This is a genomic window from Shewanella jiangmenensis (assembly GCF_018596335.1).
Classification (GTDB): Bacteria; Pseudomonadota; Gammaproteobacteria; order Enterobacterales; family Shewanellaceae; genus Shewanella; species Shewanella jiangmenensis.
Genome location: NZ_JAHEPS010000007.1, coordinates 152,324 through 165,373, shown reverse-complemented (window position 1 = coordinate 165,373; position 13,050 = coordinate 152,324). Strand labels below are relative to the sequence as shown.

Sequence of the window (13,050 nt, the reverse complement as noted above, 5' to 3'; positions counted from 1 at the left end):
GCATTTGGGCAAGTTTGCCTCAAGCACAGTGCGGCCTGTTGAAGGATTTTCAGATTTCGACGGTAAAAATAACGTCTTTGCCGGCTTCTACCCGGCCCTGGGCCTTTTCGAGGTACTTCACGTCTTCCATGTTGGCAAGCACCACAGGTGTCAGCAGGCTGTCGACCTGATCTTTAAGATAATCAAGGTCAAAGGCGATAACCGGCTCGCCGGCTTTTACCTGCTGGCCTTCTTCGGCGAGGCGTTTGAAGCCGTTGCCGCGAAGCTCCACCGTGCCCACGCCAAAGTGGACAAACAGCTCAAGCCCCTGGGGCGACTCGATACTGAAGGCGTGGTTGGTTTCAAAAATCTTGCCTATGGTGCCATCGATAGGGGCGACTATGGTGTCGCCTTCGGGGGCAATGGCGATACCGTCACCGACAATTTTCTCGGCAAAGACCACATCCGGTACTTTTTCGATGGGATAAATTTCGCCGGACACCGGCGCAATGATGGCGATGCCACCTTCAATGGTGGGCGCTCCGGAAATCAGTCGCCGAATACGGCTGAAAAATCCCATGGGTGCTTGCCTCTTTCTTCAATGGCTGCTCTTGGTGGCAGCGGATAAAACATCATACTGAAACATTTAGCTTATTTGTAGCGACTTATACAGTCTGTGAGCTCGGACAACCTGTCGGCCATCAGCGCTTGTCCCGCAAGTTGGCTGCAGCGGCGAAAATCCTGCGCACAAATCGCGGCTTTGACTTCAAGCAGGGCACCGACGTTGACACTGATTTCATCAAAGCCAAGGCCGATAAGGAGCGGCACAAGCCGTGGATCGCTGCCCATCTCACCGCACAGTGAAACCTTAACCTGCTGGCTGCGGGCACTTTGCAGCGTCATGCTGATAAGGCGCAATATGGCCGGTGACAGCGACGGATAGTCGCGGGCAAGGCAAGGGTTGCCACGGTCAGCGGCCATGGCGTACTGGGTTAAATCGTTGGTGCCTATGCTGACAAAATCCAAGAGCGGCAGCATGGCGGGCAGATTGAGCACCGCCGCCGGGGTTTCGACCACAATGCCAAGGCTCACATCGCCAAAGCCTTTTTCTTCATCGTCGAGCTCACGGCGGCACTCTTCAAGGAGTGCAAGCACCGCGTCCAGCTCTTCAACCTGATTGACCATGGGGAACATCAGCCGCACCTGGCCAAGATTGGCGGCGCGCAGCACGGCGCGAAGCTGGGTTTTGAGCAGCGCCGGATTGGCGAGGGTGTAACGTATGCCGCGCATGCCAAGGGCCGGGTTTTCTTCTTTGGCCTGACACAGGCACGGCAGCTCTTTATCGGCGCCCACATCCAGGGTGCGAATGGTCAGCACCCGACCTTCGAGGGCATGAATAGCATCGCTGTAAAGCTGATACTGGCTGCGCTCATCGGGCAGGGTGTCGGTGTGCATCAGCATAAATTCGGTGCGAAGCAAGCCAATGCCGTCGGCGCCAAGGTTGGCTACCTGCATGATGTCGTTAAGATTGCCGACGTTGGCAAGCAGGCTGATTTCATGACCATCCAGGGTCATGGCGCTCTTGTCGCGGAAGGCATCGAGCTTACGCCGCGCTTCTTCATGCTCACTGGCCCTGGCCTGCAGTAACGCGAGTTCGTCACCTGCGGGATTGCGGATAAGCACACCGGCGCCGCCATCAATCACCAGGGTATCGCCGTTTTCAATGCCAAGCTCGCTGTAGGGGGTGCTTAGCAGCGCCGGTATGCCGGCGGCGCGGGCAAGAATCGCGGTGTGGCTGGTGATGCCGCCGGACTTGAGCACTATGCCGGCCACGTTCTCGAGCGGCAGTGTGGCAAATTCGGCGGGGGTAATGTCGTCGGCAAGCAGTATGGTGGGCACTGTGAGCTTACCGGGCTCCGCACCCGGGCGGCCAAACACGGCGCGGATGAGGCGCTTGCCAAGGCTGCGTACATCCTCGGCGCGCTGGGCAAGGTACGGGTCGTCCATCGCCTCAAGCTCGCTGGCCTGGTGGGCAAACACCCGCTCGATGGAGACGCAGGCGGAAAATTGCAGCTGGGTGATGGTATCGACTATGTGATCGCGAAGGTCGCTGTCTTCAAGATACAGAAGGTCGGCTTCAACCAATGCGTGGGCCTCGCTGTGCTCATCGAGGGCTTGCAGGCTTGCGGCCAGTTGCTCCTGCAGGCGCCTGATGCCGGCATCAAGCCGCTGCACCTGCTGGGGAATGCGCCGGATAGGCAACATCCGGTAATCGAGCGGCTTATGACCCTGCCCAAGATGAAGGGCTTCACCGAAGGTGACGCCGGGCTGAATGGCTATTCCGTTAACCTGCATCTGTCTCTCCCGGACTTAACTTAAGGTGATGAGCAGCGCCGAGACTTTTTCGACGGCTTCTTCGGCCTGAGGCCCCTGGGCAAACACTCTGACACTCACGCCCTGATACAGCCCAAGGGTTTGCAGCTTGAACAGGCTCTTGGCGCTCGCCTGTTTGCCATTACATTCGACCAGCACGTCACAATCAAACGACTTGGCTTCTTTGACCAAGAGGGCCGCGGGGCGGGTATGAATGCCGTGGGGGGCGGTGATGATGACGGTTTTCTCGTACATGCTGTGCAAACTCTTTGGCAGGTCCCGCGCTCGCGGGGCAAAACGTAGCGCCTATTCTCCACAAAGGGGCTATCTGGGGCAATAGCGCATTAGGGAAGGTGCGAATAAGTCCCGTGCTTGCTCTGCGTGAGCTTACAGCGGATAGATGCAAGGCACAGTTCGCAGCGAATGGCCCAAGTCCTTCGCACCTCTTTTATTTCAAAAGCAGGTAACGCCGCAGATACCGCTGTAAGCCACGCCCTGCGGGGCTTTGATAGCAACACCATTTCGGCGTTATTCAACTTCAGCAGGCCTCGGCATGCCTTCAGTTGAATGCCTTGAACTGTCGTCGCTATCAAAGCCAGAGCTGTGCGAAGACTTGTTCGCACCTTCCTCAGGCACCTTATTCGAAGGTTTGCCTGCGAATTGCCGACGCCACTCCATCTTCACCCGGATATTCAGTCTTCGCAGGGATACTCAATCAGCTGATAACCGCTCTTTTTCAGTGCTGCCATCGCATGTGGCAGTTTGTCTTTTTTGACCAGTACATAGTCGGTATCGAAGGTGGAAATGGCAAAAATGCTGACCTGGGCGTCGGCAAGGACAGAAGAAATACGGGCGAGGATCCCTGTCATTGAAAACCCGAGCGGCCCGAGCACTTCAATGCAGCGCCAGTCAGTTTCGGCTTCGAGGCTGTCAAGCTCAAGGTGGGATGGCACCACCACAGACAACTCTTCGCGGGTTTTGCCGATAAAAAACATCGGCTCGGCAAAAATAGATGCTGGGGGCGGCGTATCTGGGCTGAAACTGTGGATGGTATAGGCCTGGCCATGTACTGCGAGTGTCTGACGCACATCGGCCTCCTGTGAGTTGCTGCCTTGGGTTAGTTTGTAGCCTAACACAAATTTTAGCCATAAAAAGAGGGACCTGCTGTCCCTCAATTCTGTGGTTGGGTTTTACGGCGTTGCTTCGAAGGCACTGAAGTGCTCAGACCCTGAAACGTGAAAGCGCCTGCGACAGGGCATCGCTTATCCCGTTAAGGTGCGCCGCCGCGTGGCGGTTGCCGTCGCTGGATTTCACCGCCAGCTGCATCTGCTCCGAAATATTGCTGATGTTACGGTTAATCTCTTCGGTGACCAGAGACTGCTCTTCGGTGGCGCTGGCAAGCTGGGTATTCATGTCGTTGATGTTACCGACCAGCTGCAAAATATCGTCCATGGCGATACCGGCGTGACGGGCGCTGGATTGCAGCGACTCCGACAGGCTCTGGTTGGCCTTGTTGGAGGCGGTGACATCGCCGATGCCGGCCTGAATTTCACTGATGATTTTATGGATTTCGTTGGTCGAGTCCTGGGTGCGGTTTGCCAGCGCCCGCACTTCGTCGGCCACCACTGCAAAGCCGCGGCCATGGGCACCGGCGCGGGCGGCTTCGATGGCGGCATTGAGTGCCAGCAGGTTGGTTTGCTCGGCGATGGCGCGAATAACATCAAGAATACTGCCAATCTGGCCCGATGCGGCGCCAAGGCGTGCTGTGGTGGACTCAGCGGCGCGCAGTTTATCCACCAATTGCTCGGTTTGGCTTAAGGTCAGGGTCATCAGCTGCTGGGTGTCCTTCGCCTGACTGGTGACTTTACCGGCTGAATCCGCCGCCTGCTGGGTGTTTTGCGCCATTTCGTGACTGGTGGCCAGCATCTGATGAATGGCGGTGGCAACGCTTTCGGTTTCGCGGTGAATGCGCTCGCCGCTGGCATTGGCGGTGGCCACAGCCTGCGTCAGCGCCCGGGCATCGTCGGCAAGCTCAGCGCCCATGGGCTTGATATCTTTGATAAGCGTACTGATTTTTTCAGCAAAGCGGTTAAAGGCGGCGGCGAGGCGGGCCACTTCGTCCTTGCCTGAGGTGTCAAGCCTTGCGCGCAAATCGCCTTCACCGTCGGCAATGTCTTCCATAGCCTCGATGGCACGTTCCAACGGCGAGGAAATAGAATGATTCAGCGCCATGAACAGGGCAAAAAGCGGGGTTGAGATCAGCATCATGATGATGAAGGTATGCCAGATGGCGGTTTTCATCGCATCGTGAATGTCGGTCACAAAGGCGCCTGTTATCACTGTCCACTGCCAGGGCGCGTAGAAACGGCCTTCGGTAAGCTGCTCGCCGGTTTTGCCGTTGTCGGCATTGCGTGCCTCGCGGGTGGTGGTGGCCTTGCCCTGGGCGCGGGCGTTATCAACCAGCGTTTGCAGCTCTCTGTCGTTTAAGCGGGTGCCTGCGGTGAGGCTGTTGCCGCCGGCGGCGATGATCTGGTTGGCGCCATCAATAACGATAAAGTAACCACCATTGCCGTAGTGGGCTTCGGCAAGCAGCTCTGCCACTTCGGCCTTGGCAGTTTCAAGGGGTAATTGCCCTTGCTGCGCCTGGCGCTGATGGGCATCGATTATCGACAGCGCCGTGTCGAGCTGACCGTCGTTTTGCTGCCACTTCTGGGTTTCCAGGTTGGTGTACTGCTCTTTGATATTAAAGGTTGCAAAGCACAGGGTTCCAACGGCGGCGAGCGCCAGCATCAGAATGAGCCGCTGCAATATGGTCAGTTTTCTTAGAATAGTAATCATCTCTTTATCCGCGTCAGGGTAGGACCGCCGAATTCTAGCGGATTGTTGCCCCCAAACCTTGTGTGGCTATGTAAATAAAATTAACTAAAGATAAAAACTGTGATCTGGCGCGCGTGTCTGAGGCGGTTGTGAACCAAGCGAAAAAACCGTATGTCACTACAATAAAATCAGTATCTTACAGTGATTGCAGTCACGCAGATCCGATGTTTATAGTGTAATCTTTGGTATTAACTTTGATTTATCATGGATTTATGCTCAAGATTAGGTAATTCATCAAACAGGCGATAGAAAGTATGAGTGCACCCCAGATTGTCAGCAGCGACGATATCCTGCTGAAGCTTTGCCATTCGGTTTCCCATGTGCTGTCGAACACCAGCGCCAGTCGCATCACCCATGCCGGCATGGTGCAGAACATTACCCGCACCCGTTTACGGCCGGATCTTGGCTGTTTTTCGATTTTTGATGGCGGTTTCAGCGGGCTGGTGGTGATTAATTTTTCAGCCGATGCGGCCGTTGAAATCTACCGTCGCTATATGCTCAACATGGGCATGCCGGAAGGGGAGCTTGCCTTTTCGCACACCTCGGATGAAGTCGGCAACGTGATGGGGGAGCTGATGAACCAGATCCTCGGCGACTTTATCGGTAAGGTGTCAAAGGAGCTGCAAACCTCCATCAGCCAAAGCCAGCCCAAGATGCTGACCATCAACAAAGAAATCAGTATCTCCATCGATGCCAATCTGGATGAGCCGGTGGCCAGAAGGGTGTCGTTTCGCACCGAAAACAACCACATTTTCTACCTTGAATACGCGATGGACAGCACCGAGTTTGTGAAAACGCCGGAGTTTGAGTTGGACGAAGAGTTTGACCCGGACTCTCTGCTGGCCACCCATGGCAGCTCGGGCACAGCGCCAGTTGCCAGCGCCGATATCAAGGGCGCGGCCCCAGCCGATGATTTGCTTGATGAGCTTGGGCTGTAACAGCAGCGCTTAAAACACGCGTTGCCAGTGCCGATGGCGGATGTGAACCGCCAATAAAGTCTCTTGCTATACAAGGAATTGCTGTTGATTTACCATGCCGTTGATTTACGATGGTGGGCGGCGCTAACCAGCCGCCAAAGGTTTCAGCCGTTATTCCAACAAGAGTCCAGCCATGCCAAGTAAAGCGACCTCCATTGATATTGCCTACCGCGCCGGGGTTTCCCAGTCCACCGTGTCCCGGGCGCTGCGTGACAGCCCGCTGGTGAGCGACGAAACCAAGGAGCGGATTAAGGCAATCGCGCGGGAGCTTAATTACAAGGTCGATAAAAACGCCAGTAACCTGCGCACTCAAAACAGCCACACCCTGGCGCTGCTGTTGTGTGAAGACCCGACCAATGATGACTCGCTCATCAATCCGTTTTTCTTATCTATGCTCGGCTCCATCACCCGCGCTACGGCGCGGCAGGGCTACGATCTGCTGGTATCGTTTCAGCAGCTCTCCAGCGACTGGCACGCCGATTATGAAGACAGCAACAAGGCCGATGGCATCATTTTGTTGGGTTATGGCGACTTTGTGGACTATGAGCACAAGCTCGAGCGGCTTTTGTCCCAGCATACCCACTTTGTGATTTGGGGCGCCGAGCACAACAAGGTGTCGGTCGCGTCGGTTGGTTGTGACAATCAGCAGGGCGGGCTGATTGCCACTGAACATCTGATTTCCCTCGGGCGGCGTGATTTTGCCTTTTTGGGGGATGCTTCAAGCCACAGCCCCGAGTTTCGTGACCGCTATCTTGGCCATGTGCGGGCGCTTAAGGATGCCGGACTTGGGATTGATAAGCGCCTTCAGGAAGATGCGATCAGCACCGAGGCGTCGGGTTTTGATGCGGCCAATCGGCTGCTCAGAAAAGGGCTTAAGTTTGATGCACTCTTCGCCGCCAGCGACTTGATTGCCGTGGGTGCCATCCGCGCCCTCAAAGAGGCAGGGCTCAGGGTTCCCGAGGATGTGGCCGTGGTCGGCTACGATGATATTCCGGTGGCAAGCTTTGCCAATCCGCCGCTTACCACCATCAAGCAAAACACCCAGCTTGCCGGCGAAATGCTGGTGGAAAGCCTGCTTAAGCTTATCAACGGTGAAAAAGTCGGGCCCAAGCTTATTCCCACCAGTCTGGTGGTGCGAAAGTCCTGTGGGATCGAGTTGTAGTCTGAGCCTGCGAGTTACGCGGCAAGAACTCAGAACAAAGCCACTCCGCCAGAATGGATTTAATGGTAACCTTATCAAACACTTATTTGCGAATTAAGTATCGCGAAATTCAATGAAAAAGGAGCCGAATGGCTCCTTTTCTTTTACCGCAGTGACTGACTTGCCGCTGCCTGAGATGTTAACCGGGCCTTATTTGGCGGCGGCTTGTTTCTGAGTCAGCGAGGCGGTTTGTTTGAATGGATAACCATCCCAGACTTTACCGTCGGTGACCGAGCGCACCAGCTTCACGTATTCGGCGTGGGTCCAGGCGAGTGGCGTTGCTGAGTTGGTGCCCTGTCCGTGCTGATAGCTGAAGCGGGTGGGGTTACCCACGCCATCCCACACCTGCTCCGGTAACATGCCGCCTTCATTGGCAAAGCTCTCCATACCAGCCACATAGGTGCCGATAAGCTGATTGCGCGCGCTGTCATCCAGGGCTTTGCCGCCGTGGGTCAGGGCCGCAAGCTCATAATGGCCGCGCTCGCCGGTGAAGAAGGGCCACACCCGTCCACGCTGATTGGCGCTGTTGCTACCGGTCTCATAGTAATTGGCGCCGCTTTGGGTATCTTCGCCATAGCCATCGTTGCCGTAGCGGCGAAATCCCGGGAAGCTCGCGCCTGCCTTGGTGGTAAAGCTGTACTTGAGCCTTAGGTTCTCATCGAGGTTTTCGCTGTCGACAAGCTTAAGGGTACTTTGCACTACCGCATCATTTGCGTCCACTACGCCGTAACGCACCAGCTCAAGGAAGCCTGCATCCAGCACCAGGCGCTGATCAAGCCCCGGGCGACCGTTGTTGTCGGCGAGTTTCGCATCGGTATCCGGCTCGCCGTTTGGCGACAGGCGCACAATATAAGGGTGAGCCGCGAGGCTGCCTGTGTGCGTCACAGTGTGTTTGCCAAGACTGGCGCCAAAACGTGTGGCCGCGGCCTCAAAGCGTTCGGCGGCCTCAATGTCGCTCGCATGACGGGCGAGGGCGGCTGCGGCATTAAGCCCGGTAATAAGTGCCGCCATGGTGGAGGGTGAATACCCTTCCTGCTCCTCCCAGCGCTCCTGCTGGGTGACAGGCGGGGTGATTTGCCGCTTGTTCCAGTCAAGGCTTACCTCGCCACCGCTCACCAGAAACTCGGCTGCGGGCTTAAGCATGCTGTGGTACCAGCTTTTCGCCTCATCTGGGCTCAGTACGCCCGCCTGCCAGAGTTTCCAGCCAAGCATGATGGGCATGGCGGTTTGGTCAAGTTGCACCGCTACCCATTCGGTTTCGCCATCGACGTGGGTCTTTTGCAAAAACCAGCCCGGTACGCCCTCATAGCCTTTAAGGTTGGGGCCGGCCTGAATTTGTTTAAGATACTCGAACGCAACTTTGGCGGTGTCGGCATCGCCCATGGCGAGAAATGCCATGGCGCACTGATAAAAATCCCGTGGCCACACGGCTTTGTAGCCTGTGCTTGGCTTGATGGCGTCGATGGTATCGCCCCAGGGGTTTGACAAAGAGGCTATCAAGGCGCCTGCGTGGGTTTTATCTTCCTGGGCCTTGAGCACCATGGCCGAAATATTAAGCAGTTTGCCGCCATCGGCGGTGTGGCCTGCCATGGTATTGAGGCTTTTAAGGGACTTAAGGTACTGACGCCAGCCGGGGGATGCGCTGTTGCCGGCAAAGTCATCGGCGAGCTTGTCAAAACCTGCGCCAAGGCTTGCTTTGGCGGTTTGGCTCGCGGCCTTAGCGGCATCGTCAACATTGCTCGCAGCGGCAAAGCCCAGCACCAGATCGAAGCTTACACTCTCGCCCTTATTCAGGGTGGCAAGCTCAGCGGTGAGGGCAACGTTACCGATATTGCTGTTGCCGATATTGCTGTTGCCTTGATTGTCACTGGCGGCATTGTCATTGCCGCCATTTGCACCAGCCGCGTTGGCAGCAGCGCCGCTGAAGGTTTGGCTGTAACCCTCAAGCGGTTTACCGGCAAGAATAGCCTCGATGCCGGCCGAGCGACCTTCAAAGCCAACCTGACGGGCAACAAAGGGCACGCTTGCCTGAATACTCATGGCGCTTTGCATGCCGCCAGCGGCCGGCGTTGCCTGGGCGGCGATAAAACCTGTGTCATCCAGATAGGCGATATCATCTGCGCCGCCGTTATCCATTTGCGGATCGGCATAAAGATAGGCAGTTAAGCCATCTGCCATGGCGCTGATGGTCACGCGCATCACCAAGGCGTCGCGGTGCGGGTCGGTGATTATCTGTTTCTCGATTCGGTACTTGCCTTCTTTGTCGCGGTTATCCAGCACCAGCGCCAACGACTCAGGGTTGCCGCTCTGGTCCGTGTGCAGATAACGCTGGCTGTGGATAGTGTCTTTGGTTTCAACATCGACAAAGTTAGTGCCCTTGACGATAAACGACAGCTCCCGCAGCTGGGCGTTATGAATAAGCCCGTACATGGTTTCGGTCAGCACGCCGTTGGCGGTGGAAAACCATACCCGGCTCATGGGATTGGCTTCGCTGCCCTGATATTTGCCATCGACATAGGGTTCATAGCTGGTGCCTATGCCGGTTTTGCCGGCGAAGGCCCAGGTGGGGGTATTGCCGGGCGCGCCCGGGGCAACATTGGCAGCATTGGCGGCTTTGCTCTCTGCTGCGCTTGGGCTCTGGGCCGTGCTTGAGCTCTGGGCAGTATCGGCAGTGGCTGCGGTGTTATCGCTGCAGCCGACGCCGGACAGCGCGGCGGCAAGGGCAAGCGCTACGGCGCTCATTTTGGTTAAAAACTCAGTAGAGGTCGGTAAAGGCACGTCTCTGTCTCCGTCGTCGGGCGAGTTATAAGGCGTTGGCGTCGCACTGTTTAAGGGTTCCGCTATCAAGGCTTCTGTTAGCACCGGGTTTAGGTCGCACTCGGTTTAGGAAGCATTTGGTTTAGGTAGCATTCGGTTTCGGTACCAGCAGAGTACAAAATGCGGCAATTATCATGGATACGCCGCCTACCATCAGGGCGTAAATCGGCTCATTGGCAAACAGGGCTTTAAGGATAAAGCCGAGCAGGGTCGCAGCCAGCAGCTGTGGGATCACAATAAAGAAATTGAAAATACCCATGTAGGTGCCCATACGTGAGGCAGGCAGGCTGGTGGACAGCATTGCATAGGGCACCGACAGAATGGATGCCCAGGCAAAGCCTACGCCTATCATCGGCAGCCACAGCAGCGCCGGGTCGGAGATGATAAAAAAGCTCATCAGCGACAGGCCGCCAAAACAAAGACTCAGCATGTGTGCCACGCGCATGCCAAAGGCCATGCACAAGAGTGGAATAACCAGCGCCGCCAGCGCGGCAAAACCGTTATAGGCAGCAAAGAGCACGCCCACCCAATCGGCACCGTCGTTATAGGCCTTCGACAGCACGTCGCTGCTGCCGTAATGGAAGGACGTGACCGCGGCGGTGGTGTAAATCCACATGGCAAACAGGGCAAACCAGGAGAAAAACTGCACCCAGGCCAGGCGTTTCATGGCAAAGGGCATATGAAAGAGGTCATCTACCACGCTGAATACCATGCCCTGACGGTAGCGTGCATCATCGTCAGCGGCGACTTTTTGCAGGGTGCTGGCGCAATAAAACTGCAGCGGGCCAAAGGCGAATACGCCAAAACCGAGAATAAACAGCTGTTTATCAAGGGCAAAGACGGCGGTAAGCGCCACGATGCCAATGCCTGCAAGGCTCCACAACATGGCGCCGCGCCGATAATCGGCAACGCTGCGGCTATGGCGGCGAAGGCTTGATGTGCTGCTGCCTTCATCAAAGGCGGCCATTTGTGCCGGGCTGTACTCGCGGCTTGAGACTATGGTCCAGCCCACGGCAAGCAGCAGTACCACGCCGCCAAGGTAAAAGGAGTAGCGCACAGTATCGGCAATCTCGCCTTCGGGCGCAGTGTTGGCAACCCCTGCAAAATTGGACAGCAAATAGGGCAGTGCCGATGCCACAACCGCGCCGATACCGATAAAAAAGCTCTGCATCGCAAAGCCTTGCGGGCGCTGCTGCGCGGGCAGTTTATCGCCGACAAAGGCGCGAAACGGCTCCATGGCGATATTGATAGAGGCATCCATCACCCACAGCATACCGGCGGCAACCCAAAGGTAAGGCGAGTTTGGCATCACAAACAGCGCCAGAGTAGTAAGCACGGCGCCAATCAAAAAATAAGGGCGGCGTCTGCCGAGGCGATTCCAGGTATTGTCAGACAAGTGACCGACAATTGGCTGCACCAAGAGGCCGGTAAGCGGGCCGGCAATCCACAGAATGGGGATATCATCAATACTGGCGCCAAGGGTTTGAAAAATACGGCTGACGTTGGCGTTTTGCAGCGCAAAACCAAACTGGATCCCAAGAAAGCCAAAGCACATATTGAAAATTTGCCAGAACGACAGCATGGGCTTGTGGGTCAGCAGCGCAGATGGCGTGGCCTGATGGATGGCGCTGTCGTAAGCGGCGGATGATGAAGGTAATGAAGTCATGGCGTTCCTGAGCGCTTACACGTCCAAGCCGAGGGCGTGTCGCTTGCGCTGTCCTGTTGTTGGCGCAGGGTGCGGGCAGTTGGCCGCGCAGTGAGCTGTGCCTGTTATTATCGGATACGGCTGATGGCCGGAAAAATCAGCGACGAGAGCCTCCCTCAGACTCTCGCCGCCCAAGACCAGACCTGATACTTCGTGGAAGCGAAGCGCAGGAAGGTACTCCAAAGCCGGAAGGTCCCTCTTTCCGTAACGACCCAGCCCCCGTAGGGGCTCATAATCAGCGCTCTCATCCTAACTGCGGCCTTTAGGGAGTGACAACTCTCTACATACGTATTCATCCCGCATCCATAACCTCTGTGTAACAGCTGATTGCGAACGTGTGGATGCGCGAAGTTCTCGCTTAGCACCTGAATTAGCATCAGTTTACGCCATTTTGATTGGTGGCGTAGCGGCAAGCTGTTACGCTGCTGTTGAGAATAACAGGAGAGCCTTATCGTGTATGTACCTGCCAATATGACCCTCGAGCGGCGAGACGCCCTTGACCTTATCCGCCGTGAAAGTTTTGCGCTGCTCGTCTCAAATGTCGGGGATTCGCTGCAGGCAAGCCATTTGCCGCTGATTTTAAGTGACTGTGAAACCAAACTCCTTGGCCATATGGCCCGCGCCAACGGCCAGTGGCAGGGGCTTGATGGCGCGGAGGTGCTGGCAATTTTTTCAGGCCCCCATGCATACATCAGCCCGCGCTGGTATCAGGGCAGCCCTGCGGTGCCAACCTGGAATTACACCGCCGTCCACGTTAAAGGGCGGCTTCGCCTGCTTGACGGAGACGCTGCATTGGCCGTGCTTGTAAAAGCAGTGAAATATTTTGAGTCAGATTCCGGGCCTGATTTATTAACTGATCCTGATGAAAAGACATTTAATAACATTGAATTGAGTTCATTAATGCCGCCTGAGTATGTGGCTAAATTAAGCGCTGCCATAGTGGCGTTCGAAATTGAAATCGAATCTATTGAAGGAAAGGCAAAGCTTGGGCAGCAACGAAAAGATGCCGATCAGCGCGGCGTCGCGACCGCGCTTGCAGACACGGCGGGCGGCGCCGCGCTGCTAGCGCAAATGAAGCGGTTGAAGCTTGGCCTTGGCGGGGAATAAGGGGGCGGCGTTCA

At 56.2% G+C, this 13,050-nt stretch carries 10 protein-coding genes; 3 read left to right on the top strand and 7 right to left on the bottom strand.

Features of this window, described 5'->3' with window-relative positions; genetic code table 11:
• Positions 1–49 precede the first annotated feature (49 nt).
• The 5 genes from crr to KJI95_RS16170 all read right to left on the bottom strand — a co-directional run bounded on the left by crr (position 50) and on the right by KJI95_RS16170 (position 5,190).
• Entirely contained in the window at positions 50–559 is a 510-nt protein-coding gene (crr, locus tag KJI95_RS16190) for a PTS glucose transporter subunit IIA (RefSeq protein WP_214508224.1), read from the bottom strand.
• A gap of 71 nt (positions 560–630) precedes the next feature.
• Entirely contained in the window at positions 631–2,334 is a 1,704-nt protein-coding gene (gene ptsP, locus KJI95_RS16185) for a phosphoenolpyruvate--protein phosphotransferase (RefSeq protein WP_214508223.1), read from the bottom strand.
• A gap of 15 nt (positions 2,335–2,349) precedes the next feature.
• Positions 2,350–2,607 (bottom strand): HPr family phosphocarrier protein, encoded by a 258-nt coding sequence (locus KJI95_RS16180; protein WP_214508222.1) that lies wholly within the window; start codon positions 2,605–2,607, stop codon positions 2,350–2,352.
• 437 nt (positions 2,608–3,044) lie between these two features.
• On the bottom strand, positions 3,045–3,440 hold the full coding sequence (locus KJI95_RS16175) for an ACT domain-containing protein (RefSeq protein WP_214508221.1): 396 nt from the start codon (positions 3,438–3,440) through the stop codon (positions 3,045–3,047).
• A gap of 133 nt (positions 3,441–3,573) precedes the next feature.
• The gene (locus KJI95_RS16170) at positions 3,574–5,190 is read right to left on the bottom strand and encodes a methyl-accepting chemotaxis protein (protein ID WP_214508220.1); all 1,617 of its coding nucleotides are present in this window, start codon (positions 5,188–5,190) and stop codon (positions 3,574–3,576) included.
• A gap of 293 nt (positions 5,191–5,483) precedes the next feature.
• Here KJI95_RS16170 and KJI95_RS16165 point away from each other — a divergent pair, with 293 nt between their 5' ends.
• Positions 5,484–6,167 (top strand): DUF3334 family protein, encoded by a 684-nt coding sequence (locus tag KJI95_RS16165; protein ID WP_214508219.1) that lies wholly within the window; start codon positions 5,484–5,486, stop codon positions 6,165–6,167.
• 172 nt (positions 6,168–6,339) lie between these two features.
• Positions 6,340–7,368 (top strand): LacI family DNA-binding transcriptional regulator, encoded by a 1,029-nt coding sequence (locus tag KJI95_RS16160; protein ID WP_214508218.1) that lies wholly within the window; start codon positions 6,340–6,342, stop codon positions 7,366–7,368.
• Between the two features lie 189 nt (positions 7,369–7,557).
• Here KJI95_RS16160 and KJI95_RS16155 read toward each other — a convergent pair whose 3' ends face one another.
• Both KJI95_RS16155 and KJI95_RS16150 read right to left on the bottom strand, forming a co-directional pair.
• Positions 7,558–10,149 (bottom strand): glycoside hydrolase family 15 protein, encoded by a 2,592-nt coding sequence (locus KJI95_RS16155; protein WP_214508264.1) that lies wholly within the window; start codon positions 10,147–10,149, stop codon positions 7,558–7,560.
• 157 nt (positions 10,150–10,306) lie between these two features.
• Positions 10,307–11,806, bottom strand: coding sequence for an MFS transporter (locus KJI95_RS16150; RefSeq protein WP_250885899.1), 1,500 nt, complete (start codon positions 11,804–11,806; stop codon positions 10,307–10,309).
• Between the two features lie 576 nt (positions 11,807–12,382).
• Here KJI95_RS16150 and KJI95_RS16145 point away from each other — a divergent pair.
• Positions 12,383–13,036 (top strand): FMN-binding negative transcriptional regulator, encoded by a 654-nt coding sequence (locus tag KJI95_RS16145; protein ID WP_214508216.1) that lies wholly within the window; start codon positions 12,383–12,385, stop codon positions 13,034–13,036.
• The last annotated feature ends 14 nt before the right edge of the window (positions 13,037–13,050 follow it).